We start from the raw sequence: 24,829 nt of genomic DNA on the forward strand, positions 1-24,829 counted from the left end.
CCCGCCGCGTCGGGCACTGTGATCTGCGCCCCGACGCGGCGCCGTTGCTCCGAACGCGTGATTGGGTGAGGGTGGCCTTACCCCGACCACGCGTTCGGAGACCCTGATGAGCACGCCCCGTCCCGCCTGGAACGGCACCGACCTCGGCACCCCGGTCCGCGACGAGGCCGAGCTGCGGGAGCTGGTCGAGCACCCGCACCCGGTCATGCGGGACAAGGCGATCGACGTGGTGGACGCGCAGTCGAGGCGCTTCCTCGAAGCCTCGACGTTCTACCTGCTGGCCACCACCGCCGCCGACGGCAGCGTCGACGTGTCCCCGCGCGGCGACCCGCCCGGCACCGTCCTGGTGCTCGACGAGCGCACCATCGCGTTCCCGGACCGGCCGGGCAACCGCCGCGCGGACAGCCTGCGCAACCTCCTCCAGCACCCGCGCGCCGGGATGCTGTTCATCGTCCCCGGCCGGGGCGACGTCCTGCGCGTCAACGGCCGCGCGACCCCGGTCCGCGACGCCCCGTTCGCGCACCGCTTCGGCGACCCCGCGCCCGCCCTGGCCGTGGTCCTGGAGGTCGAGGAGCTGTTCCTGCACTGCGGCCAGGCGCTGCGCCGCTCGTCCGCCTGGGACCCGGCCGGCTGGCCCGCCGCCGACTCCCTGCCGGACGTCGCCGAGCTGTTCGAGTCCCAGCAGGCCCGGTTGCGCACCTCCGGCTGACACCCCGAGTTCGGCGGTCACCGGCGCGACCGGTCGAACCGCGCGACGGCGTTCGACGCACCCGACACCGCCGTCGGGCCGGTTTTCCCCCGAACCGGTAATGGCCCCCCTCCTTCCCGCGACCGGATAGGCACACGGCGGGGGGCTGTGCGCGGGGAGGGGGACGGGTGTCGGAAGGCAGCGGTTCGAGACGGTTGTCCGTGCTGGTGGCGGCGGGGGTGCTCGTGGTGCCCCAACTGTTCCCGCCCCTGACGGCGGAGCACGAGGAGCACGCGGAGCACCACCGGCACGTCGTGGCCACGGCCGCCGCGATGGTGCCCGCCGCGACCGCGGTCCCGCGCACCGGCTGGGTGGCCACCGCGAGCGGCGAGGAGGTCGCCGGCGAGGACGGCCGGGCCGCCAACGCGCTCGACGGCGACCCGTCGACGATCTGGCACAGCCCGTGGACCACGCCGACCCCGCTGCCGCAGTCGATCACCGTCGACACGCGGCAGACCCAGCGCCTGTCCGGCCTCGTCTACACCCCGCGCCCCGGCGGCGGGAACGGCACGATCGGCCGCTACGAGATCCACCTGAGCACCGACGGCACGACCTGGGGCGCACCGGTCGCCACCGGCACCGCCGCCGACGACGCGTCCGCCAAGACGTTCAGCTTCGCCGTCGCGCCCACCCGGTACGTGCGGCTGACCGCGATCACCGAGGCGGGCGGCCGGGGGCAGTGGGCCAGCGCCGCGGAGATCGGCCTGCTGGGCGACCCCGGCGCGCCCGCGCCCGCCGTCCGGCTCCCGCGCACCGGGTGGACCGCGACCGCGAGCGACCAGCAGGCCACCGACCCGGCGTCGAACGCGGTCGACGGCGACCCGGCCACGATGTGGCACAGCCGCTACTCGTCGCCGACCCCGCTGCCGCACTGGATCACGCTGGACCTGGGGCGGGCCACCGCGGTGAGCGGCCTGCTGTACCGGCCGAGGCCCAGCGGCGTCAACGGTCGCGTCGGCGAGTACCGGGTGTCGGTGTCCGACGACGGCACGGCGTTCGCCGACACCGTCTCCTCGGGCGCCTGGCCGGACGGCGGCGAGGTGCGGCACGCCCTGTTCACCCGGCCGGTCACCACCCGCTACGTGCGGCTGACCGCCCTCACCGAGGCGGGCGCGCGCGGCCCGTGGACCTCGGTGGCCGAGATCGACCTGCTCGGCCCGCCGCCCGGCGCGCGGTCGCCGCTGTCCCGGGTCGGCTGGACGGCGTCCGCGTCCACCCAGGACCCCGCGCACACCGCCGCCGCGCTGCTGGACGGCGACACCGGCACCCACTGGCGCACCGGCGGGACCACCGCGCCGCCGCACACCGTCACCGTCGACCTGAGCCGCGAGCAGGAGGTGTCGGCGATCGTCGTGACGCCGCGCGCGGACTCGGCGGACGGTCGGGTCGGCGCGTACTCGGTGGCGGTGAGCGCGGACGGCACGACGTGGGGCGCGCCCGTCGCCACCGGCACGTGGGACGACGACGGCACGCCCAAGACCGCCGTGCTCACCGGCAACCCGCGCGCCCGCCACGTGCGGGTGACGGTGACCTCCGAGGCGGGCGGGCGCGGGCCGTGGGCCACCGCCGCGGAGTTCCACGCCTACGGCCCGGCCGCGCCGTCCGGCCCGATCGGCCCGCTGGACCGGTTCGGCTGGGTGGCCACCGCCTCCGACGAGGAGGCCACCGGCGAGGACGGGCGGGCGGCCAACGTGCTCGACGGCGTCGGGAACACCCTGTGGCACTCGAAGTGGACGGCCCCGGAGGCCCCGCTGCCGCACTGGATCACCCTGGACACCCGGCAGGCGCGGACCGTCACCGGCATCTCGGTGCGCACCCGGCCCGCGGACGAGACCAACGGGCGCATCGGCCGGTACCGGGTGCAGGTCAGCGCGGACGGCACCACGTGGAGCACCCCGGTCGCCGAGGGCACGTGGCCGGACGCGGCGGGCGTGCACCGGGCGGACTTCGGCGCGCCGGTGGAGACCCGGTACGTGCGGCTGACGGCGTTGACCGAGGCCGGCGGGCGCGGGCCGTGGACCTCGGCGGCCGAGATCGACCTGCTGGGCCCGACGACGCCGCCCGACCCGAGCGCGGTGGGCGCGTGGGGGCCGCTGACCGGGTTCCCGATCGTGCCCGTCGCCTCCGCGCTGCTGCCCAACAACAAGCTGCTCACCTGGTCCGCGTACGCGGCCGACAACTTCGGCGGCGCCAACGGCTACACGCAGACCGCGATCCTCGACCTGGCCACGGGGCAGGTGACCCAGCGCCGGGTCGACAACACCGGGCACGACATGTTCTGCCCCGGCACGTCCGTGCTGCCCGACGGGCGGGTGCTGGTGACCGGCGGCAGCGACGCGGGCGAGACCAGCATCTACGACCCCGTCGCCGACACGTGGGTGGACGCGGCCGACATGGCGATCCCGCGCGGCTACCAGGGGCAGACCACCCTGTCGACCGGCGAGGCGTTCACCGTGGGCGGCTCGTGGAGCGGCGGCGAGGGCAACAAGACCGCCGAGGTGTACTCGCCCGCGACCAACGCCTGGCGCACGCTGTCCGGGGTGCGGCCGGCGCCGTTCCTGACCGCCGACCCGCAGGGCGTCTACCGGGCCGACAACCACACGTGGCTGTTCGCCGTCGGCGGCGGCCGGGTGTTCCACGCCGGCCCGAGCAGGCGGATGAACTGGATCAGCACGACCGGCGCGGGCTCGGTGACCGACGCGGGGGTGCGCGGCGACAGCGCCGACGCCATGAACGGCAACGCGGTCATGTACGACGTGGGCAAGATCCTGACCGTCGGCGGCGCCACCGCCTACCAGGACGCCGACGCCACCACCCGCGCGCACAGGATCGACATCACCTCCGGCACCCCGGTGGTGACCCGCGTGCCGGACATGGCCCACGCCCGCGCGTTCGCCAACAGCGTGGTCCTGCCCAACGGCCAGGTGGTCGTCATCGGCGGCCAGAGCCGGCCCGTGCCGTTCAGCGACCACACGGCCACCCTGGTGCCCGAGCTGTGGGACCCGACCACCGGCGCGTTCACCCGCCTGGCCCCGATGGCCGTGCCCAGGACGTACCACAGCGTCGCCAACCTGCTCCCGGACGGCCGGGTGTTCTCGGGCGGCGGCGGCCTGTGCGGCGGGTGCGCGACCAACCACCCGGACGGCCAGGTCCTGACCCCGCCGTACCTGCTGAACCCGGACGGCTCGCCGCGCGTGCGCCCGTCGATCACCACGAGCCCGACGAGGGTCCTGCACGGCGCCCCCGCCGTCGTGGGCACCGACCGCCCGGTGACCGGGTTCGCGCTGATGCGCACCAGCTCGGTGACCCACTCCGTGGACAACGACCAGCGCCGAGTCCCCCTGGTGCCGCAGCTGGTCGGCCCGAACTCGTACCGCGTGACCGTGCCCGCCGACCCGGGGATCGCGCTGCCGGGGTCATACCTGCTGTTCGCCCTCGACGCGAACGGGGTGCCGAGCGTCGGCAAGCCCGTTCGGGTCGGGTGACGGGACACCGCGTCGACCGGGATCGCGTTCAGCGGCCCGGTCGGCGCGGCCCCGGAAGCCACTGCGTCAAGGACAGCGGGATGTCCCGCGGGCCGTACTCCTCCAACTCCGGCAGGTCACCGATCCGGATGTCGTTGTGCGCGATCTTCGCAAGCACATCGGAATCGGGCCGAGCGCGCTCGGCCGCGACGGTGGCAAGTCGTGGGTGGCCGGTCAGCTCGTGCTCTTCGATGACGAGTCGAGCGGCGCGGGCGAACGCCGGCGAAGGGGACCGCTCCACTCGACGGGCCATGGCACCCGGGATGTCGGGGTTGTCCGGGTCGTGGCGCAGGAGACAGGTGGCGGCCAAGCGGAACACGTCGTCGTCGTTGTCGTGGCGCAACCGGTCCCACAGCAGTTCGCGCACCACCGGGTCTTCCGGGGCGAGGTGCTGGAGGGTGATCAGCGCGTTGTGCCGCGCCTCGTAACCGGTCGAGCCCGTGGCGATGTCGCCGAGGACCGCGACGACGGCGTCCTGGTCGGGCAGTTCACCGGAGAGGCGCTGAAGGGCGGCGACAGCGGCGGTGTCGTCGAACAGACCGGTGTCGCCGGACGAACCGGCGTCCAGGACGTCGCTGAGGAAGATGGCCAGTTCGAGTCGCGGATGCTCCAGGTTGTGTGCTGCCGCGACGTGGCGAGCCGCCTGGCCCATCATCGAGGACAAGGCGTCCTCGACTCGCCGGATCATCGTCTCCAGGACGTCGACGTCGTTCGGAACGCGGCGCAGCAGACAGGTGGCAACCAGGCGGAACACGTCGTCGTCGTGGTCACGCTGAAGTCGGTCCCACAGGACCTGGAGGATGTCGGGGTCGTCAGGTCCGACGTGGTCCAAGACCACGAGCGCGTTGTACCGGTCAGTGTGAAGATACGAACTTTCGGCTATGGCCCGAAGAGTGGTGACGGCAGCACTGCGGTGCTGCGGCTCGTCGGCGACGCACCGGACCACCGCGTTGACGTCGCTGTCGCCGAACAGCTCACCGCACTCCACGACCGCGCGCACCGCGAGGACCGGACGGAGGCCGGGGTGGTTCAGGTCGTTCTCGGTGACGAGCAACAGGATTACGCGGATCATCGATACCGACAAGCCCTGTGGAATGCGGTGGACCAGGGCTTCCCGGACCTCCGGATCACCTGGGGTGTGCCGCAGCAGGCACGTGGCGGCGAGGTGGACGACGTCGCTGTTGTTGTCGTGGCGAAGCCGGTCCAGGAGCAGTTCCCGGACTTCCGGTCCGCCGGGGTGGAAGAGGTCCAGCGCACGAATGGCCCAGTACCTCCCCCCGGCGTTCGAGCGCCTCGTCAGCGGTTCCAGCACCTTCATGCTCTTCTCGCGCGCGGACCCGTCCGGTGATCCGGGAGTCGTCGGGCCGAGTTCCATCGCGTCGGACACCGAGAACAGGGCGGACGAGGCACGTCGGTCGTTGTTCCCGGCCAGGTGTGCCGGGAGCAGCAGGACGTCCACGCGATCGTTGAACAAGACCGTGAGCAGGGTCGCGGCCAGTTCGGTCACCGGAGCCCAGATGATCCACCGACCACGGCGCAGGTACCAGTCGACGACCTCCTCCCGGGCGGGCCAGGCCGAGCCGACCGATGTGATCGTCGGCAGCAGGTCTTTCCTGATGAGGTCGGTTGCCCGGGAGTCATCGACTCCGACGCAGTGCTCCAGCAACAGCACCACCTTGACGAGTGCCCGCTGCGCGACGCTCGCAAGCCCTCTCATCGACTTCCGCTCACCCAGGCACTGGACGGCGACGGCTACACCGTGCGGTGGGACGACGAACTCCTCCACCGGCCAGGGCAGGTCGACGTCCAGGAGGCGCGAACTGATCCGCTCCACGTGGCGGTCGGCGAGCACCGAGGCGATCAGACGGAGCACCTCGCGCCACGTCGCGTCGGCCCGGTGCTCCACGTACAGCTCGACGACCTGGTCCAGCGATATCGACTGCTCGCGCTGGAAGCGCCGCACCACCTCGTCGGCGCAGAAGAACTCCAGGAACGTCCGGTGCACGAAGCTGTACAGGTTGGGACCGAAGCGGCTCAGGATGAAGTTGCGGTGCTGGAACTGGTCGATGATGACGGTCGCCGCGATCTTCGCCTCGGCCAGGTCACGTCCGTACTTGTCGATCAAGTACTTCTCGAAGAGCTGCTGCAGGTCGCTGCGGTGGACGTAGTTGCCGGTCGTGCCGTCGGCCTTCGTCTGCATCCGCCACGCCAGGCGGCGCAGCAGTTCGCGCTTGTCGTCCTCGTCGATGTAGTCGATGGCGACGCGCTTCTCGCGCAGCCGCCGGTTCACGTCCCAGTGCTGGACCAGCACGCGGGCCGCGTGGTTGTAGACCTCCCAGCGTTCCCGGGGCAGGACCTGGTGCTTGCCGATGATGGCCAGGATGGTGAGCAGCAGGGGGTTGCCGGCCAGTTCGCCGATGGAGCGCGAGTCCCGGACGGCCTCCAGCAGCCTGTCACGCCGCTGTGCCGCCTCCGTTGGGCGGTCGTGCAGGGCCAGCGCGTACCAACTCGTCAGGAACTCGGCGATCTGGCGGTGGTCGAGGTCCTGCAACGTGTGGTGGGCGAAACCGGCGTCGGTGAACCGGCGGGGCGAGTAACCGACGACGCGTGACGTCACGAGTGCCCGGACACCGGGGTAGAGCCCGGCGAAACCGGCGATCTCCTTCGTGGTCTCGTCCCGGCGCCCGGGGTCGAAGATCTCGTCCAAGCCGTCGAAGACCACCACGGCCTGTCCTCCGGCTTGCAGGTAGGGCTCCAGGTGCTGCTTGGCCACGCCGAGGCTCTGGGCGTTCGCGAGTTCGTCGATGAAGTCGAGGAGGGTGCGGCACCCTCCGGCTTCACGCGCCGCGGCGTACTGCCTCAGCTCGATCAACAACGGCAGGTGGCCGGCCAGTGGAGCGAGGCGTCGGTCGACACCGGCCAGGCCGAGCGCCACGAACCGGGCGAGCGTCGACTTGCCCGCGCCCGGGTCGCCGAGCACGACGACGTGCCGATCGGAGCCGGACACCACCTCCAGCACGGGGCGCTGCGGTTTGGCGCGGTACGTCTCCTGAGCTGCCAGCAGGTCGTTCAGGTCGATGCCCTCGGGCAGGTCCGACTCGTCGCTCTCCCCCTCGGTCCGGAGCCGCTGGAGGATTTCGGGCGGCAGCTTCGTCGGAGGCCGGTCCTCGCGGACGTACTGCTCGACGAAGACCGACTCCAGCAGGATCTGGAGGTACTCCTCGCGCTCGGGCGGGGTCAGCGCGTCCAGGTCGAGTCGGCCGTACTCCTTCTGCAACCGCTGGTAGTAGGCGGTCACCGCCTCGGGGCTGATGTGGTCCAGCCGCTTCGCGGGGTCGTCGGTGGTGGTGAGGTGGTGGTGCAGGGCGGTGGCCACCGCGATGCCGAGTTCCGCGGACGTGGTGAAGTACCGCGCCGTGTGCCGCACCGCCAGCTCCTCCCGGAGCGCCTCGATCGCATCCGCCTCGGCCCCGCGGTCGACGCTGGACCGGGGCCACGGCGCGTCGTCGTGCAGCAGGAAGACCAGGCACGGCTTCCCCGCCTCGACGGCGGCGCGGTACTCCAGCTCGGTGATCGACCGGTCCCCGCCGTCGGGCACGTAGCCGTAGCGCCAGGCGAAGACGCCCACGTAGAGGTCGCACTCCCGGACCTTGCGCAGGCACACGTCGAGTGGGCGGTCGTGCTCGGCCACGAAGTGCTCCATCGTGACGTCGTCGAGCCGCAGGCTGCGCAGGGTGGAGTGCACGACCGCGCGGCACGCCCGGAGGTCGCGGAAGGTCGACGACACGAAGACTCGCATCGCACCATCCTCCCCAGTCCGCCGGTGAGCGGGACCGCAGAAATCGGGTCGTTCACCCGTCGCCGGTCAGTGCGGCCGTCAGCCGCCCAGCAGGAGGCGCAGCGCCGGTTCGAAGTCGGTGCGCGTCGGGCGGGCGGGGGAGACGAGTGCCTGGTGGAGCAGGCCGTCGAAGAGCGCGGTGAGCGCTCGGGCGGTCTGCTCCGGCACGTGGCGGGCGAACACCTCGGTCAGCATGTCGTCCCACGCCGTGCTGGCGGCGCGCAGGCCGGGGCGGCGCAGGGCGGCGCCGTACAGCTCGTAGGCCAGCACGCCCGTGCGCCGGTGCCTGGTCGCCAGCAGCACCAGGAAGTCCGACAGCTCGGCGCACAGATCCGCTTGCGGTGGAAGGGAGTCGGCCCACCGACGTGCTCTCGCCACGTTGCGCCGCGCCACCAGCCGGACCGCCGCCTCCAGCAGCTCCTCCAGGTCCGCGAAGTGGTACGTGGTCGAGCCCAGCGGCACGTCGGCCTTCGCCGCCGCGGCCCGGTGCGTCAGCGCGGACAGCCCCGACTCCGCTATCACGGCGACCGCCGCGCGGACTATGCGTTCCCGCCTGCCGGGATCGAATCGGCGTGTTCGTCCCACTGGGTGCCCTCCTCCGCAACGGTTCCACCGGGCGCGTCCACAGAGCGGGAAAGCGGATCGACCGCTGTGTACTTCTGTACATTCGCCGCCGACCGCTTTTCCCGCCACCGCACGGAGTTTCCCATGGCGCAGAAGGAACAACGCGCTACCGCGCTGTCCGCCACGCACTCGGTCGCGGTGCGGGTGGGGGCGGTGCTCGCGCTGCTCGCGGTGTGGCAGCTGCTGGTCCTCGCCGAGTTCTGGCCGCCCGCCGTGCTGCCGGGGCCCGGCCAGGTGTGGGACCAGCTGCTCACCGCGTCCGACGCCGACAACGGCCAGGGCGGGTACGCGGGGTCCACTGTGGTCGAACGGCTGGGCGTGAGCCTGCGCCGCGTCGGCTACGGCGTGCTCTACGGCGTGCTGATCGGCATCGGGCTCGGCCTGCTCATGGGCCTCGTCCCGCTGGTCCGCGCGGTGGCCGAGCCGTTCGTGACGTTCCTGCGCGCGCTGCCGCCGCTGGCCTACCTCAGCCTGCTGGTCATCTGGTTCGGCATCGACGAGGAACCCAAGGTCTACCTGCTGGTGGTCGCCGCGTTCCCGCCGGTCGCGGTGGCGACCGCGGCGGCCGTCACCGGGGTGAACCGGCAGTACGTGGAGGCCGCCCACGCGCTGGGCGCGAACCGGCTGAACGTGGTCGCCACCGTGGTGCTGCCCGCGTCCGCGCCGGAGATCATCACCGGCGTCCGGCTGGCCGTGGGCATCGCCTACAGCTCGGTCGTGGCCGCCGAGACCGTGAACGGCGCGGACGGCATCGGGGGCATGGTCCTCAACGCCCAGCGCTACAACCAGACCGCGGTCGTCCTGCTCGGGCTCGTCGTGATCGGCGTGACCGGGCTGCTCATCGACACCGCCATCCTCGCGCTGCAACGCGCCGTCTCGCCGTGGCGCGGGCGGGCGTGAGCGCCGACACCGGGAGTGCAACCGTGCCCGTCACCCGCAGATCGGTCCTGTCCCTGCTCGCCGCCGCGCCGGTGCTGGCGGCGTGCGGGGTGGGCGGCTCGTCGTCGTCCGGCTCGGGCGGCGGTCGCGAGGTCCGCGTCGCCTACCAGAACTTCGCCGACAGCACGCTGCTGGTGAAGGACCAGGGCACGCTGGAGAAGGCGCTGCCGGACCACCGGATCACCTGGACGTCGTTCGACTCCGGCGCGAGCATCAACACCGCGTTCCTCGGCGGCGCGATCGACCTCGCCGTCATCGGGAGCAGCCCCGCCGCGGCCGGCCTGTGCCCGCCGCTGAGCATCCCCTACCAGGTGATCGAGCTGCTCAACGTGATCGGCGACAGCGAGGCCCTGGTGGTGCGCAAGGACAGCGGCGTCACCGACATCGCCGGCCTGGCCGGGCGCAAGGTCGCCGCGCCGTTCAGCTCGACCGCGCACTACAGCCTGCTGGCGGCGTTCCAGCAGGCGGGCGTCGACCCGGCGTCGGTGACCCTGGTGGACCTGGAGCCGCAGAACATCCAGGCCGCCTGGCAGCGCGGCGACATCGACGGCGCGTACGTGTGGACGCCGGTGCTCGGCGTGCTCCAGCAGGACGGCGTGACGCTCACCGACAGCGCGAAGCTCGCCGCAGCGGGCAAGCCGACGCTCACGTTCACCGTGGCGCGCAAGGAGTTCGTCGAGCGGAACGGCGACGTGGTCGACCAGTGGCTCGCCGCCACCGACGACGCGCTGAAGAAGATCAAGTCCGATCCGGGGGTCGTCGCGGAGGCCGTGGCCCGGCAGATCGGCGCGGGCGTGGACGACGCGCTGTCCCAGCTCAAGCAGAACATCTACCTCGACCACGCCGAGCAGCGCGCGCCCGAGTACTTCGGCACGCCCGAGGCGCCGGGGCAGCTCGCCGCGCAGCTGCGCGCCGCCGCCGAGTTCCTGCACGGGCAGAAGAAGATCGACACCGTGCCCGACCTGTCGGTGTTCCAGGCGGCCCTGCGGGCTCCCCGTGGCTGAGCGGGCGGAAAGCGCGGAGAGGACCGGGAGCGCGGAGAGCGCGGAGAGCGCGGAGAGGACCGAGCGGGCGGGGAGCGCGGGGAGCGCGGTCGAGTCGCTGGTCGAGCTGGTCGGCGTCGAGCACCGGTACCGGGCCGGGCGCGGCGACGTGCCCGCCCTCGGGCCGCTGGACCTGCGCGTCGACCCGGGCGAGTTCCTGGTCGTCGTCGGGCCGTCCGGGTCGGGCAAGAGCACGCTGCTGCGGCTGGTCAGCGGCTTCGAGCGGCCCACCACGGGCACCGTGCGCGTGCTCGGCGCGACGCCCGTGCCCGGCCGCGACGTCGGCACCGTGTTCCAGCAGCCCCGGCTGTTCCCGTGGCAGACCGTGGGCGGCAACATCGGCACCGCCCTGCGCTGGGCGGGCGTGCCGCGCGCCGATCGGGCCCGGCGGACCCGCGAGCTGCTCGGGCAGGTCGGCCTGGCCGAGCTGGGACCGCGCCGCACGTGGGAGGTCTCCGGCGGCCAGCAGCAGCGCGTGGCCATCGCGCGGGCGCTGGCCGCCCGGCCCCGGCTGCTGCTGATGGACGAGCCGTTCGCCGCGCTCGACGCGCTGACCCGCGAACGGCTCCAGGAGGACGTCCGCCCGCTGACCGACGGCGGGCGGGGCGTGGTGTTCGTGACGCACAGCGTGGACGAGGCCGTGTACCTGGCCACCCGCGTCGTCGTGCTGTCCGACCGACCCGGTCGGGTGGCGCTGGACCTGCCCGTTCCGCTGCCGCGCTCCGGCGTGCCGGCCGACGAGCTGCGGGGGTCGGCGGAGTTCGCCGGCCTGCGCGGCGAGGTCGCCGGCGCGGTCCGCGCGGTCGCGGCCTGACCCGCGAGGAGATCCCGTGACGCACTTCGAACCGCTGACCCCGACCCTGGGCGCCCGGGTGACCGGCGTCGACCTCAACGACGTGGGCACGCCCGAGGCCGGCGCCCCGCTGCGCGCCGCCCTGGTCGAGCACAAGGTGCTGGTGTTCCCGGGCCAGTCGCTGACCCCGACCGCGCACCGGGCGTTCGCCGCCGCGCTGGGCGAGCCGACCCCGGCGCACCCCGTCGTGCCGGGCCTGGACGCCGACCACCCGGAGATCTACGTGCTGGACGCGGGCGACGGCGGCAAGGCCCCCGTGTGGCACACCGACGTCACCTTCATGGGCCGCCCGCCGCTGGGGTCCGTGCTGCGGGCCGTGTCGCTGCCGCCGACCGGCGGGGACACGTGCTGGACGGACCTGGAGGCGGCCTACCTGTCGCTGTCCCGGCCGCTGCGCGAGATCGCCGACGGCCTGACCGCGCTGCACGACGGCCGCAAGGACTTCGAGGAGTACCTGCACGAGCGGCTGGGCGGCGAGGGCAACACGTGGGAGGGGCAGCGCGTCCGCTCGCTGGAGCCGGTCGAGCACCCGGTGGTGCGGGTGCACCCGGAGTCGGGGCGGCGCAGCCTGTTCGTGAACCCGGGCTTCACCACGCGGCTGGTCGGCCTCACGGAGATCGAGAGCCGGGCCCTGCTGGACGTCTTCTTCGCCGCCGTGGGCCGCCCCGAGTTCACCGTCCGGCACCGCTGGAGCGAGGGCGACGTGGTCGTGTGGGACAACCGCAGCACGGCCCACTACGCGGTGGACGACTACGGCGACCAGCGCCGGGTCATGCACCGGATCACGCTGCGCGGCGACGTGCCGGTGGGCGTGCGCACCCCCGTCGCGGTCGGCGCCTGACGCCCCGCGCCTCCCCGCGGGGAAGTCGGCCGTGGAACCGGTCGCGGGTCAGGTGCCGCAGTAGGTCTGGTAGGCGGCGGCGAAGTCGCGGGGGGCCGGGGACGCGTAGCGGTCCAGGCCGGGGCGTTCGTCGAACGGGGCGGTCACCGCGGCGAGCAGGCGGTCGAGCGGGCCGAGGTCGTCCTGCTCCGCCGCGCCCAGGGCCTCCTCGACCAGGTGGTTGCGCGGGACGTAGACGGGGTTGACCCGGCGCATCGCGTCGGCGTCCGGGGACAGCGCCCGCCACCGGCCGAGCCAGGCGTCGACGCCCGCCAGGTCGAGGAACAGGCCGCGCACGGGTTCCGCGTCACCGCGCGCGGCGTCGCCCAGGAGGCGGTAGAACGACGTGTGGTCCACGTGGTTGTCGCGCAGCAGCACGAGCAGGTCGTCCACCAGCGCCGCCGCGTCACCGGTCACGCCGAGCTTGGCGCGCATCCCGGCCGACCAGGCGTCCCCGTACCGCCCGCGGAACGCGCCGAGCGCCTCGACCGCCCGCGCGATCGCGTCGTCCTGGTCATCGGCGAACAGCGGGAGCAGCGCCTCGGCGAGCCGCGCGAGGTTCCACTCGGCCACGACCGGCTGGTTGCCGTAGGCGTAGCGCCCGGCGTGGTCGATGGAGCTGAAGGAGGTGGCCGGGTCGAACGCCTCCAGGAACGCGCACGGCCCGTAGTCGATGGTCTCGCCGGAGATGGTCGTGTTGTCGGTGTTCATCACCCCGTGCACGAAGCCCACGAGCATCCACCGCGCCACCAGCGACGCCTGCGCGGCCACGACGGCCCCGAACAGCGCCAGGTACGGGTTCTCCGCGTGCGCGGCGTCGGGGTGGTGCCGGGCGATGGCGTGGTCGGCCAGCCGGCGCAGCAGGTCCACGTCGTCCGTCGCCCGCGCGTACTGGAAGGTGCCGACCCGCAGGTGGCTGCCCGCCACCCGGGCGAGCACCGCGCCGGGCAGCGCCGTCTCGCGCCGCACCGGACGCCCCGTCGCCACCACGGCCAGGGAGCGGGTCGTGGGGATGCCCAGCGCGTGCATCGCCTCGCTGACGACGTACTCGCGCAGCATCGGCCCGACCGCCGCCAGCCCGTCGCCGCCGCGCGAGAACGGCGTGCGGCCGGAGCCCTTGAGGTGCAGGTCGCGCGGGTGGCCGTCGGTGTGGGCCAGTTCGCCGAGCAGCAGGGCCCGGCCGTCGCCCAGCCGCGGCGAGTAGTGCCCGAACTGGTGCCCGGCGTACGCCTGCGCCACCGGGGCGGCACCCTCGGGGACGTGGTTGCCCACCAGCAGGCGCACCCCCTCGGGGCCGCGCAGCCACGCCGGGTCCAGCCCGACCTCGGCGGCCAACGGCTCGTTGAGCACGAGCAGGCGGGGCGCGGTGACCTCGTCCGCGCGCCACGGGAGCGCCAGCTCCGGCAGTTCGCGGGCGAACCGGTCACCCAGGACGACGGTCGACGGTGCGGTGCTCACCCCTCCAAGCTACGTGACGCGCGGGCGGTTCCCGGTCGCGCCGGACTCCGCGAGGACCCCGTCGAGCACCTCCGCGAACGCGCCGGGGCGCACGAGCGGCCCGAGGTGGTCCAGGCCCGGCACCTCGCGGAACGTCCCGTCGGGCAGGGTCGCGCAGGCCGCCGCGAGCGAGTCCGCGGTCACCACGGCCGACTCCGCGCCGCGCAGGAGGAACGTGGGGCAGCCCACCCGGGGCAGCGCCTCCCGCCACGGGCAGGTGACCGCCGTGCGGAACAGCTGCGCCTCCACCCTCGGCGCGCAGCGCAGCCCGACCCGGCCGTCCGGCTCGTCGGCCAGGCCGGAGGCGACGTAGTCGGCGAGGACCTCGGGCGCGAGCCGGGACAGCGGCGGCCGGGCGGAGTAGCGGGCGAGCGCGTCGGCGCGGGACGGGAACACCGCGCGCCGCCGGGCCGCCGCCTCGGCGAACGCCGGGTCGTGGTGGGTCGCGAGCACCGGTTCGAAGCAGACCAGCAGGTCGAACGTGCCGGGTGAGCGGGCCTCCGCCAGCAGCAGGGCCGTGCCGCCCAGCGAGTGGCCCACGCCGATCAGCGGTCCGGGGCCCAGCGCGGCGGCCTCGGCGAGCACGTCCTCGGCGAACGCGGTCCAGTCCGCGTCCTCCGCCAGGGGCGGCGCGGAACCGTGCCCGCGGAGGTCCGGGGCGGCGACCCGCAACGGTGTCCGGAGCTTGTCGACGGCCGACCGCCACACCAGACCGGTGAACCCGGCCGCGTGGCAGAACAACGCCGTCCGAGCGGTCGCGGCAGGAGCACCGGGGTCGTCGCGGGGGGAGGACCCGTACGCGGAACGGGCGGTGCCGGCGACGTCGTCCACGGTTCCCCTTCGGAAGTCCGATCCACGGGCTGGCGCGCGTGGTGGATCGTCCCTACGCTCGGCACGATTTCCGCCCGGCCCCCGCTGATCCAGCGTCGTCGACACCACCATAGTGGAGCGGACGACCGACGGGTCGGTGCCACCACCGCACCCGGGTCCGGTGGCCCCGATCACCAACGGCCGGACCCGTCCCCCGTGGAGGGCGCAGCGTGAACCCGACCCCGGTACCGGGCTTGGTCTCGGTCGTCATGCTGGTCAGGAACCGCCTGGAGCACACCCGCAGGGCGCTGGCGTCCCTCGCCCGCGCGTCCGGTGACTTCGAGGTCGTCGTCGTGGACAACGGCTCGCGCGACGGCACCGCGGAGCACCTGGCGTCCCTCGACCACCCGCGTCCCCTGGTGGTGCTGCGCCACGAGGACGACCGGGGCGGCAGCGAGCGCCGCAACGTGGGCGCGGCGGCGGCGCGCGGCGAGTTCCTGCTGTTCCTCGACAACGACGTGCTCGTGGACGACCCGCGCGTGGTCGAGGCGCTCGCCGCCGAGCTGGCCGCCGACCCCGGGCTGGGCGCGGTGTCGCCGCTGCTGCTCTACCCCGGTGACGTGCCGCTGGTGCAGTGCGCGGGCGGCGGGGTCACGGTCGACGGCCGCATCGGCGCGGTCGGGCGCGGCCGACCCCTCGGCGACGAGCACCGCGCGCACCGCGACCAGGTGTGGGCGCCCACCGCCGCGCTGATGGTCCGGCACAGCTCGTTCCGGCGGGTCGGCGGCTTCGACGAGTCGTTCGACCCGGTCTCGCTGTGCGAGGACGTCGACCTGTGCTGCCGGCTGCGCGCTGCCGGCGAGCGCCTGCGCTACGTCGGGTCCGTCTCGGTGCGGCACTTCGAGGGCACCACGTTCAACCACGTGGGCCACGACAAGCTGCCGATCTGGAAGCGGCACACGCGCGTGCTCCGCGCCCGCTGGGCCGAGGTCTTCGCCGCCGGGCCGGCGCACACGGCCGAGGACCTGGCGTGGGTGCCGGTGCGGAAGGACTACTCGGACCTCGACCGGCCGGTGGTGACCGCGCTCACCGACCCCGCGGGGGCTTCCACCGACCTCAGCTTCTTCGCCAGCGACTCCGCCCTGGCCACCGCGGAACCCGCCGATGTGCGGGTCGTGCTGGTCGGCGCGGCCGGCGCGCCGGACGTGGGCGGGGTGCCCGGCGTGCGGGTCGTCGGCGTGGCCGACCCGGACCCGCGCGCGCTGCTGCCCGCCGCACGCGCGCACGCGGCCACCTGGGCGTTGCGCGACGCGGCGCTGCTGGTGGGGACGGTGCCGGCGGAGGGCGTCGTGGTGCGCGCGCCGGACACCGACGCGGTGCTGTCCGCGCTGCGCCGGGGCCTGCACGTGCTGCTGGGCAAGCAGGCCGTGGACGACCCGCGACGCCTGGCCGAGGCCGCGCGGGAGGCGCCCGGCCGGTGCTCGGTCGACCTGCCGTGGGCGCACCACCCGGAGCTGGCCGCGCTGCGCGAGGCGGTCGCCGGCGGGTGGGCGCGCGGTTTCGCGGTGCGCCTGGACCAGCCCGCGACCACCGGTCACGACGTCGTCGCCGACCTCGGGCCGGACGTGCTGGACGCGGTCGGACGGGTGCTCGGCGCGCCGGTCACCGACCTGCGGACGGTGTCCGCGACCCGTGACCGGGTGCGCGCCGAGGCGGTGGCCGGCGGGGTCGCCGGGACGGTCGAGGTCGGCCTGGGCGACCCCCGGTTCCGCGTGTCCGTCACGGGCGAGGGCGGTGAGCGGACCGCCGACCTCGTCGCCTCCCCGGTCAGCGGCGCGTACCTCGACTTCGTCGGCGCGCTGCGCGGCGGACCGGCCCCGGCGACCGGCCTGGACGCGGTCGGCGGGCTGTTCGACGTGGTGCGGGCGTGGCGCGCGGAGGTCGCCGGCCTCCTCGCCGGGAGCGCGGCGGGGGGAACGGGCCGGTGAACCTGGTCGAGGTGCTGCGCGCCGGGGCCGCCGCCGGCGGCTGGCTGGACCGACCGGCCTACGAGGTCGACGGCGGGGTGCTCACGCACGCCGAGGTGCACGACGGGGCCGCCCGCGTGGCCGGCGCGCTGGTCGGCGCGGGCGTGCGGCCCGGTGACCGGGTCGTGCTCGTGCTCGACGACGGGCCGGACCTCGTGCTCGCCTTCCTGGGCGCCGCGCACGCCGGCGCGGTGGCCGTGCCGGTGAACCCCCGCCTGCACCGCGACGAGCTGCGCCGGGTGCTCGGCTCCGCGCGCCCCGCGCTGGTCGTGCGGCGGCCGGGCGACGACCCGCCGGTGACCGGGTGCCCGGTGACCACCTTCGCCGGGCTCGGCGGCGCGGAACCGGTCCCGGCCGTGCCGCGCGCCGACGACGACCAGGTGTACGCGACGTTCACCTCGGGCACGACCGGCGTGCCCCGGCTGTGCCCGCAGCTGCACGGCGACCCGGTCGTGCACCACCGGTCGTTCGCCGTGCCGGCGCTGGGGCTGGGCCCGGACGACGTCGTCCACTCGGTGTCCAAGGCGTACTTCGCGTACGGCCTGAGCAACTCGCTGCTGTTCCCCCTCCTGAGCGGCAGCCACGTGGTGCTCAACCCGTCGCCCCCGAGCGCGGGGGACGTGCTGTCCATCGTGGACGAGTACAACGTCACCGCGCTGTTCGCCGTGCCCACCTTCTACGGCAAGCTCGTCGCGCACCCCGGCGCCGAGCGGCTGGCGGGCCTCCGCCTCGCCGCCACCGGTGGCGAGGTGCTGTCGGCGGCGCTGGAGGAGCGGCTCATGGCGGTCCTCGGGGACCGGCTGCTCAACGGCATCGGCACCACCGAGGTCGGGCAGGCGTTCACCCACAACACGTTCGCCGCGCGGCGGGTGGGCACGGTCGGGCGCGCGCTGCCGCCGTTCGAGGTGCGCGTGGTGGACGACTCGGGCGCGCCGGTCGGGCCGGACGTCGTGGGCCGGTTGCAGGTGCGCGGGCCGACGGTGACGCTCGGCGTCGCCGAGGACGGTTCGCCGCGCCGCACCCGGGACTGGTACGCCACCGGCGACACGGCGTCGGTCGACGTCGACGGGTTCGTGCGCGTCACCGGCCGGCTGGACGACGTCGAGAACGTGGGCGGGATCAAGCTGCACCCCCTGGAGGTCGAGCACCTGCTGGCCGGCCACCCGCAGGTGCGGGAGGCGGCGGTGTGCGCGGTGGCGGCCGACGGCGGCCCGGCGCGGCTGCGCGCCTACGTGGTGCGGGCCGACGGCCCGGCCGGCGACGACGAGCTGGCCGCCGACCTCGTCGCCCTGGCCCGCCGCGACCTGACCGCCTACAAGGTGCCGCGCGAGATCCGGTTCGTGCCGTCCCTGCCGCGCACCGGATCGGGCAAGCTGCGCCGCCACGTGGTGCGCGGTTGGCGGGCCTGACCCGCCGGGACCCGTAGTGGGACGGGCGCCTTCGCAAGGTTGCGAGAACCGTTGACACCCCGTCGCGGCCGGTCGAACACTGTTCGCACCCGCCGGCCTCGACGAGGAGGAGCCATGCGCGTGGGTGGTCCCGCCGGTCCCGCACACCCGGGCACGACCACCGGTGGCGCACCTCCCGCACTCCCCGCCGGTCGAGGCGCACGTCGACAGGAACACGTTCTTCAGCCGCCACCCCTGTAGGTCGCACCCTTGGAGGGCTGAATGCACATCCACCGACACAGGTCCCGATCAGCGGTCGCGGTGGCGGTCGCGGCGCTCGTCGCCGGAGGCGGCGGGGCGGTCGCGGCACAGGCCGCCGCCGCGGCGGGCTGCTCCGTCACCTACGCGGTCGCGTCGCAGTGGCAGGGCGGCTTCACCGCGAACGTGAACGTCACCAACCTGGGCGACCCGATCAGCTCCTGGACGCTCACCTGGAGCTTCGCCGCCGGCCAGCGGGTCACCCAGGCGTGGAACGCGACGGCGTCGCAGAGCGGCGCCGACGTCAGCGCCCGCAACGCCTCGCACAACGGCGGCCTCGCGACCGGCGCCACCGCGACGTTCGGGTTCAACGGTTCGTGGAGCGGGAGCAACCCCGCGCCGGGCGGTTTCAGCCTCAACGGCACCGCCTGCACCGGCGCGCCCACCTCGACGTCCACACCCACCTCGACGTCCACGCAGACCTCCACGTCCACGCCGACGTCCACCTCGACGTCGACCCCGCCGACCGGCAACCCGCCGGCCGACAACCCGGACTGGGGCAGGGCGCTGCCGCCGGCGACCGCCCCGACGAGCATGGCCTACGACCTGGTGGCGTCCGGGACGGGCTACGCCCCGCGCGCCGCCGAGTGCTCCCGCGAGGTGCACGCGCGGTACTGGGCGTACGGGCCGGACGGCAAGGTCTACCCGACGTGGCACCCGCCGCGCGACCCGAGCGGCTGCGCGTTCGGGCACGAGCACGGTGACGACCCGCGCACCTCGGACCTGTTCGCCACCTCGAAGTGGGCGCCCTTCGGCTACACCAGCGAGGTGATGATGACCGCCAACCCCGGCGGCGCGCACCGGCACGAGGACCACGTGGGGCACAAGGTCCTCGCGGTGAACAACTCCAACGTCGTCCAGGGCGACAACGGCACCAGCTTCTTCCCGCCGCAGGGCGCCACCATCGCCGTGTGCGACGTCCTGCTGAAGTTCCACCAGGGCACCCACTCGACGGACGCGTTCACCAACAACGCCCACGAGCTGATCTACCACAACCGCTGCTCGCACAACGACAACGGCCAGGTCAGCGAGGCCCGGTTCACCGCGTTGATCCCGAGTGGACGGCCCGGCGGCTTCAGCGCCACCGACTGCCCGGGGCCGAACTTCACCGGCCGCTTCACCTCGGTCGGCCCGGCCGTGCCCGCGGACTCGCCGTCCGACACCCGCTCGTTGGGTCGGCTCATCACCGCCGCGGACTGCGTCCAGGCGATCCGGGAGGGCAAGACGCACTACGAGGTCATCCAGGGCAAGGAGGTGCCGTTCGACACGAACGACCTCCACGAGTTCTGGTTCTCCGACGTGTCGGTCAGCACCTCGCAGCTGTCCTTCTCGATCACGCCGCTGTTCTACGTGCTCAACCCGAGCCGCTACTACGACACCGCCGCGCCGAACAGGCTCGCCCGCCAGGTGGACCTGTGCTACGACGGCATCCGCGGCGACTACTGCGACCAGGTCCGCCGGACCACCCAGCAGACCGGGCAGCGGGTGGCGTGGGACGACCCGCGCTCGCCGTTCAAGGGCACGCTGCGCGAGTTCCGGCCGGGCGGGTTCACCGTGCGCAACAGCGGACCCGCCACCGTCCACACCGACGTGTACGGGCGCAACGCGTCCACCACGCCGTTCACCGGGTCGATCCGGCAGCACTTCTCGGGCAACCACGCCCCGGTGCAGATGTTCGTCCGGGGCGCCACGCGGGACTACGCCGCCAACGCCGCGGACCAGATCCACTCGCCGAACTGACCCGCTCGCCGAGCTGGTCCGCCCGCCGGACCGGTCGGCTACCCCCACCGCCGGCCCGCGCCGGCGGTGGGGGATCACCCGGCGGGGCGGGCGGCGTCCGCGAAGCGGCGGGCCAGGCGGGCGAAGGCGTCCCGCAGCTCGGCCGGGCCGACGACCTCGACGTCGGCGTCGAACCGGCCGACGGAGGCCGCCAGGGCGGTCCACGACCACGAGCCCAGCACGAGCCGGCAGCGGTCCGGGCCGAGGGCCTCGACCAGGCCGTCGCCCGCGTGGCGGGACACCTCCCCGGCGGGCCGGTCCAGCACCACCTCGCCGACGCACGGCCAGTCACCGGTGCCGGTGGCTCCCCGGAACCGGTCGGCCACGAAGGCGGCCACGTCCCCGCCGGGCAGCTCGCGCGGGGTGAAGCGGGGACCGGTGGGGGTGCGCGGGCTGATCCGGTCCACGCGGAAGGTGCGCCAGTCGTCGCGGTCGAGGTCCCAGGCGACGAGGTACCAGCGCCCGTTGCGGGTGACGAGGTGGTGCGGCTGCACCCGGCGCGGCGGAGCCCCGTCCGCTCCCGTGCCGTAGTCGAAGCGCAGCACCTCGCGGGCGTGCGCGGCCGTGCCGACCGCCGCGAGCACGCCGCTGTCGACCGCCGGGGCCGCCCGCTCGGCGGTGGTGACCCGGAGGGTGTCGACGCGGTGGCGCAGCCGCGCGGGCAGGACCTGCCGGACGGTGGTCAGCGCGCGTGCCGCGGCCTCCTCGATGCCGGCGCCGGCGGTGGTCGCGATCCGCAGCGCGACGGTGAGGGCGACGGCCTGCTCGTCGTCGAACAGCAGCGGCGGCAGGTCCGCGCCCGCGCCGAGCCGGTACCCGCCCTCCGGGCCCTTGGTGGCCAGCACGGGGTAGCCCAGCCCGCGCAGGCGGTCGACGTCGCGGCGCACGGTGCGCGGGCTGACGTCCAGCCGTTCGGCGAGCAGCGCGCCCGGCCAGTCCCGGCGCACCTGGAGCAGCGAGAGCAGCGCCAGCAGCCGCGCCGAGGTTGTCCGCACGACCTCGATCGTGCCACGAGAAGAGGCCGGTAGCTGACCGCTTCCCCTGCGATGGTCGTCGTGTGCCGGACAACGACGACCCGAAGGACCCGACCACCGTGACCACCAGCACCACCACCACTCCCACCACCGCTCCCGCCGCTCCCGTCCTCGACGCCGAGCGGGCCGACCTGCTCTCCGCGCTCGCCGCCGCGCGGGCCGCCCTGGTCCAGACGACCAGCGGGCTCGACGACGAGCAGGCCGGCGTGCGCCCCACCGTCAGCGAGCTGTGCCTGGGCGGGCTCGTCAAGCACGTCGCCGCCATGGAGGAGGCGTGGGCGCGCTTCGTCGTCGAGGGGCCGTCGGCGATGCGCTACGACCTGCCCGAGGGCGTCACCTGGGCCGACCTCGCGGCGGGCACCGCGCGCGAGTTCCCGCAGTGGGCGATCGACCACCGGCAGGACTTCCGGGTGCTGCCCGGTGAGACCCTGGCCGGGATCGTCGAGCGCTACGAGCGGGTCGCCGCCCGCACCGAGGAGGTCGTCGCCGCGGTGCCCGACCTGTCGGCGACGCACCCGCTGCCCGAGGCCCCGTGGCACGAGCCGGGGGCGGTGCGCAGCGTGCGCCGGGTGCTGGCGCACCTCATCGCCGAGACCGCCCAGCACGCCGGGCACGCGGACGTCCTGCGCGAGTCGCTCGACGGCCGGACCTCGTCCTGACCGCCGGGGCCGGGCCGACCGCCCGGCCCCGCACCCCGCCCGGCCCCGCACCCACCCGGAGGGACCCCACCGTGCCGACCGTCCTGGACACCCGGGCGCTCAACCGCGCGACGCTCGCCCGGCAACTGCTGCTCGACCGCGCCGACGTGCCGGTCCTCGACGCCGTCGCGCACCTGTGCGGGATGCAGGCGCAGGAACCGCAGGAACCGTTCACCGGGCTGTGGTCGAGGCTGCGCGGGTTCACCCCGGCTGGGCTGTCGGACCTGCTGACCGGGCGGCGGGTGGTGCGCACCCACCTGATGCGCCGCACCGTCCACCTCGTCACCGCCGAGGACGCCCTGGCCTGGCGGGCCCGCCACGACGCGATGCTGCGCGGGCGGGTGCTCGCGACCTACCGCCGCGAGCTGGCCGGGATCGACCTCGACGAGCTGGCGGCGGCGGGGCGTGCCGTGATGGCCGACGGCGAGCCGCGCACGATGGCCGAGCTGGTGCGGGCGCTGTCCGACCGGTGGCCGACCCCGCCGCCGCGGGCGCTGGGGGAGCTGCTGGTCGCGGCGCTCCTGCCGGTGGCGCAGCTCCCGCCGCGCGGGCTGTGGCGCACGAAGGCGGGGGTGCGCAACGCCCTGCTGCCCGGGTGGCTGGGCCGGGAGGTCGACCCGCCGGCCCCCGACCCGGCCGATCCGGTCGGCCAGGAGCTGGTGCGGCGCTACCTGGCCGCGTTCGGCCCGGCCGCGACCGCCGACCTGCGCGCCTGGAGCGGCCTGACCGGGTTGCCCGCCGCCGTGGCGGCGGTGCGCGGCGAGCTGGTGTCCTTCCGCGACGAACGCGGCCGGGAGCTGCTGGACCTCCCCGACGCCCCGCGCCCCGACCCCGGCACGCCCGCGCCCGTGCGCTTCCTGCCCGCGTTCGACAACGCGATCCTCGGCTACCACGACCGCGGCCGGATCGTCGACGACGCCCACCGCGGCCTGTCCGTCGCCGGCGAACGCGCGGTCCTGGTCGACGGCCGGGTCGCGGCGACGTGGACCACCGAGGCCGGGGCGGTGGTCGTCACGCCGCTGCGCCGCCTCTCCCGGACCGACCGCGCCGCCGTGGTCGAGGAGGGGCGGGAACTCGCGCGGTTCCTGTCCGACGGCGACGACGACCGGGCGCGGATCGTCGGGTGACGGATTTGTTCACGAGTGTGATCGGGGACCGCTGATTCTGTTCACGAATATGATCGGCACATTGATCGGGAGCCGGGTCGGCGAACAACGGGAACGTGCTGACCTCACCGTTCGACAGAATTCGACGCCCGCTGCCGGTTAGTCGCGGGAACCGTTATTGACCTGGTCCTTTCCCGCCGTCTAACATCCGTCGTGAGGGTGGTTCACACCTTCTTCGCACAGCGGTAATCATGTTGTGGCGACGCCCTGCCGGGTGGTCGCCTTTCTTTGTCGTGCGTGAACGGGGTCAGTCGGCACCCACCGGAAAACCGGGTGCTGGCGACCGGGGAAGTCAGAAGCGGAGTTGTGATGAGAACACCGGATCAACCTTCGACGACGCGGGTTGTGCGGCCGGGCGGCACCCAGTGGCGCCTGAGCCTGGTGGCCGCCGCGGGCGCCGCGGCGTTGGCCGCGGCCCTCGTCGCGTGGCCGAGCGCCGCACCCGCCCAGGCGGCGGTCGGCGCGGGGACCTACGCGGTGAACAACGCGGCGAGCGGGCACTGCCTCGACGTGCCCGGCGCGAGCGCGGCCGCGGGCGTGCAACTCCAGCAGGCGGCGTGCACCGGCGGCACGAGCCAGCGGTGGACGCTGACGGCGGTCAGCGGCGGCTACCGGATCACCTCGGCCGCCAGCGGGCTGTGCGTCGGCGTGCGGGACGCGTCGACGTCGGCGGGCAAGGTGATCGAGCAGGCGGCGTGCACCGGCGGCGCGGGCCAGACCTGGTCGTTGACCCAGAGCGGCAGCAACTACCGCGTGGTCGACACCAACGGCGGCAAGTGCATGAACCTCAAGGACAACTCCACCGCCTCCGGCGCCCTGGTGCAGACCAACTCCTGCGACAGCGCGGCGTCCAAGCAGTGGGTGTTCAACCCGACGAGCGGTGGCCCGACCAGCACCACCACCAGCACCGGCACGACGACCAGCACGACCACCACGACGACGGGTCCGACGACCACGACGTCGCAGCAGCCGGGCGGCGGTGACGGCAGCGGCCCGTGGCCGAGCGACACGGGCAGCGTGCACCAGACGACGACGAAGAACGCGGGAACGTTCTTCGACGGCGGCCTGAAGCGCTACTACGGCATCGGCGACGGCGGTCAGGGCGAGGGCCAGGACCCGATGTTCACCGTGGCCGACGGCGGCACCATCCAGAACGTGATCATCGACGCCCCGGCCGGCGACGGCATCCACTGCGAGGGGTCCTGCACGATCCGCAACGTGTGGTGGAACGACGTGGGCGAGGACGCGGCCACGTTCAAGTCGCCCAGCTCCTCGGCCCGCTACCTGGTCGACGGCGGCGGCGCGAAGTCCGGCACGGACAAGGTGTTCCAGCACAACGGCGCGGGCACCCTGACCATCCGCAACTTCCAGGTGCACAACTCGGGCAAGCTGTACCGGGCGTGCGGCAACTGCGCCACCTCCTACCAGCGGCACGTGGTGATGGACGGCATCACCGCGCGCTCCACCAAGGTGCTCGCCGGGATCAACACCAACTGGGGCGACACCGCGCGCTTCAGCCGGATCACCGTCTACGGCACCACGTCGATCTGCGACAAGTACAAGGGCGTGCCCAAGGGCAGCGAGCCCACCAAGATCGGCTCCGGGGCGGACGGCGTGAACTGCCTGTACTCGCCCTCCGACATCACCCAGCGGTAGCACTCCC

Annotated in this window: 17 protein-coding genes; 12 read left to right on the forward strand and 5 right to left on the reverse strand. The window is 74.2% G+C overall.

All coding sequences use genetic code 11. From position 1 onward, the window contains the following. Positions 1 to 106: 106 nt before the first annotated feature. The gene (locus tag ACR807_RS23755) at positions 107 to 709 is read left to right on the forward strand and encodes an MSMEG_1061 family FMN-dependent PPOX-type flavoprotein (RefSeq protein ID WP_438923598.1); all 603 of its coding nucleotides are present in this window, start codon (positions 107 to 109) and stop codon (positions 707 to 709) included. A 200-nt stretch (positions 710 to 909) separates the two neighbouring features. Beyond that, positions 910 to 4,233, forward strand: a complete 3,324-nt coding sequence (locus tag ACR807_RS23760) for a galactose oxidase family protein (RefSeq protein ID WP_438923614.1) — start codon at positions 910 to 912, stop codon at positions 4,231 to 4,233. A 28-nt stretch (positions 4,234 to 4,261) separates the two neighbouring features. Here the strand turns inward: ACR807_RS23760 and ACR807_RS23765 are convergent, their stop codons facing one another. Beyond that, a complete protein-coding gene (locus ACR807_RS23765; protein ID WP_438923599.1) occupies positions 4,262 to 8,071 on the reverse strand; it encodes a DUF4062 domain-containing protein in 3,810 nt (1,269 codons plus the stop codon). 78 nt (positions 8,072 to 8,149) lie between these two features. Further along, positions 8,150 to 8,632, reverse strand: a complete 483-nt coding sequence (locus tag ACR807_RS23770) for a TetR/AcrR family transcriptional regulator (RefSeq protein WP_438923600.1) — start codon at positions 8,630 to 8,632, stop codon at positions 8,150 to 8,152. 186 nt (positions 8,633 to 8,818) lie between these two features. Here ACR807_RS23770 and ACR807_RS23775 point away from each other — a divergent pair, with 186 nt between their 5' ends. Genes ACR807_RS23775 through ACR807_RS23790 form a run of 4 tightly spaced genes read left to right on the forward strand, consistent with a single transcriptional unit; the run spans position 8,819 to position 12,410 of the window. Next, positions 8,819 to 9,634 (forward strand): ABC transporter permease, encoded by an 816-nt coding sequence (locus ACR807_RS23775; RefSeq protein ID WP_438923601.1) that lies wholly within the window; start codon positions 8,819 to 8,821, stop codon positions 9,632 to 9,634. Between the two features lie 23 nt (positions 9,635 to 9,657). Continuing rightward, positions 9,658 to 10,677, forward strand: a complete 1,020-nt coding sequence (locus ACR807_RS23780; RefSeq protein ID WP_438923602.1) for a taurine ABC transporter substrate-binding protein — start codon at positions 9,658 to 9,660, stop codon at positions 10,675 to 10,677. Further along, on the forward strand, positions 10,670 to 11,530 hold the full coding sequence (locus tag ACR807_RS23785) for an ABC transporter ATP-binding protein (RefSeq protein ID WP_438923603.1): 861 nt from the start codon (positions 10,670 to 10,672) through the stop codon (positions 11,528 to 11,530). Before ACR807_RS23780 ends, ACR807_RS23785 begins: the two co-directional genes overlap by 8 nt. Before the next feature lie 16 nt (positions 11,531 to 11,546). Continuing rightward, on the forward strand, positions 11,547 to 12,410 hold the full coding sequence (locus ACR807_RS23790; protein ID WP_438923604.1) for a TauD/TfdA dioxygenase family protein: 864 nt from the start codon (positions 11,547 to 11,549) through the stop codon (positions 12,408 to 12,410). A gap of 48 nt (positions 12,411 to 12,458) precedes the next feature. Here ACR807_RS23790 and ACR807_RS23795 read toward each other — a convergent pair whose 3' ends face one another. Continuing rightward, positions 12,459 to 13,907 (reverse strand): protein adenylyltransferase SelO, encoded by a 1,449-nt coding sequence (locus ACR807_RS23795; RefSeq protein WP_438923605.1) that lies wholly within the window; start codon positions 13,905 to 13,907, stop codon positions 12,459 to 12,461. A 9-nt stretch (positions 13,908 to 13,916) separates the two neighbouring features. Continuing rightward, positions 13,917 to 14,777 carry an alpha/beta fold hydrolase gene (locus ACR807_RS23800; RefSeq protein ID WP_438923606.1) on the reverse strand — a complete coding sequence of 287 codons (861 nt, stop codon included), beginning with the start codon at positions 14,775 to 14,777 and terminating at the stop codon, positions 13,917 to 13,919. Positions 14,778 to 14,986: 209 nt separating this feature from the next. Here ACR807_RS23800 and ACR807_RS23805 point away from each other — a divergent pair, with 209 nt between their 5' ends. The 3 genes from ACR807_RS23805 (at position 14,987) to ACR807_RS23815 (ending at position 20,229) form a co-directional block, all read left to right on the forward strand. Beyond that, on the forward strand, positions 14,987 to 16,744 hold the full coding sequence (locus tag ACR807_RS23805) for a glycosyltransferase (RefSeq protein WP_438923607.1): 1,758 nt from the start codon (positions 14,987 to 14,989) through the stop codon (positions 16,742 to 16,744). Then, entirely contained in the window at positions 16,741 to 18,192 is a 1,452-nt protein-coding gene (locus ACR807_RS23810) for a class I adenylate-forming enzyme family protein (RefSeq protein ID WP_438923608.1), read from the forward strand. Before ACR807_RS23805 ends, ACR807_RS23810 begins: the two co-directional genes overlap by 4 nt. A 261-nt stretch (positions 18,193 to 18,453) precedes the next feature. After that, positions 18,454 to 20,229 carry a cellulose-binding domain-containing protein gene (locus ACR807_RS23815; RefSeq protein ID WP_438923609.1) on the forward strand — a complete coding sequence of 592 codons (1,776 nt, stop codon included), beginning with the start codon at positions 18,454 to 18,456 and terminating at the stop codon, positions 20,227 to 20,229. Between the two features lie 74 nt (positions 20,230 to 20,303). On the opposite strand, the gene ACR807_RS23820 is transcribed toward ACR807_RS23815, so the two are convergent. Beyond that, entirely contained in the window at positions 20,304 to 21,263 is a 960-nt protein-coding gene (locus tag ACR807_RS23820; RefSeq protein ID WP_438923610.1) for a helix-turn-helix transcriptional regulator, read from the reverse strand. A gap of 98 nt (positions 21,264 to 21,361) precedes the next feature. Between ACR807_RS23820 and ACR807_RS23825 the strand changes: the two genes are divergently transcribed. From ACR807_RS23825 to ACR807_RS23835, 3 genes are all read left to right on the forward strand, one after another. Beyond that, positions 21,362 to 21,961, forward strand: a complete 600-nt coding sequence (locus tag ACR807_RS23825) for a DinB family protein (RefSeq protein ID WP_438923615.1) — start codon at positions 21,362 to 21,364, stop codon at positions 21,959 to 21,961. 71 nt (positions 21,962 to 22,032) lie between these two features. Next, entirely contained in the window at positions 22,033 to 23,127 is a 1,095-nt protein-coding gene (locus ACR807_RS23830) for a winged helix DNA-binding domain-containing protein (protein ID WP_438923611.1), read from the forward strand. Positions 23,128 to 23,475: 348 nt separating this feature from the next. Next, positions 23,476 to 24,822 carry a pectate lyase gene (locus ACR807_RS23835; RefSeq protein WP_438923612.1) on the forward strand — a complete coding sequence of 449 codons (1,347 nt, stop codon included), beginning with the start codon at positions 23,476 to 23,478 and terminating at the stop codon, positions 24,820 to 24,822. Positions 24,823 to 24,829 lie beyond the last annotated feature (7 nt).

It is taken from the genome of Saccharothrix sabaoui (assembly GCF_051756985.1).
Taxonomy (GTDB): domain Bacteria; phylum Actinomycetota; class Actinomycetes; order Mycobacteriales; family Pseudonocardiaceae; genus Actinosynnema.

What these genes read in the sequence shown, in the direction of transcription:
- ACR807_RS23755 (WP_438923598.1), top strand. Translation starts at nt 107, where the DNA reads ATGAGCACGCCCCGTCCCGCCTGGAACGGCACCGACCTCGGCACCCCG.
- ACR807_RS23765 (WP_438923599.1), bottom strand. Translation starts at nt 8,071, where the DNA reads ATGCGAGTCTTCGTGTCGTCGACCTTCCGCGACCTCCGGGCGTGCCGC.
- ACR807_RS23775 (WP_438923601.1), top strand. Translation starts at nt 8,819, where the DNA reads ATGGCGCAGAAGGAACAACGCGCTACCGCGCTGTCCGCCACGCACTCG.
- ACR807_RS23815 (WP_438923609.1), top strand. Translation starts at nt 18,454, where the DNA reads ATGCACATCCACCGACACAGGTCCCGATCAGCGGTCGCGGTGGCGGTC.
- ACR807_RS23835 (WP_438923612.1), top strand. Translation starts at nt 23,476, where the DNA reads ATGAGAACACCGGATCAACCTTCGACGACGCGGGTTGTGCGGCCGGGC.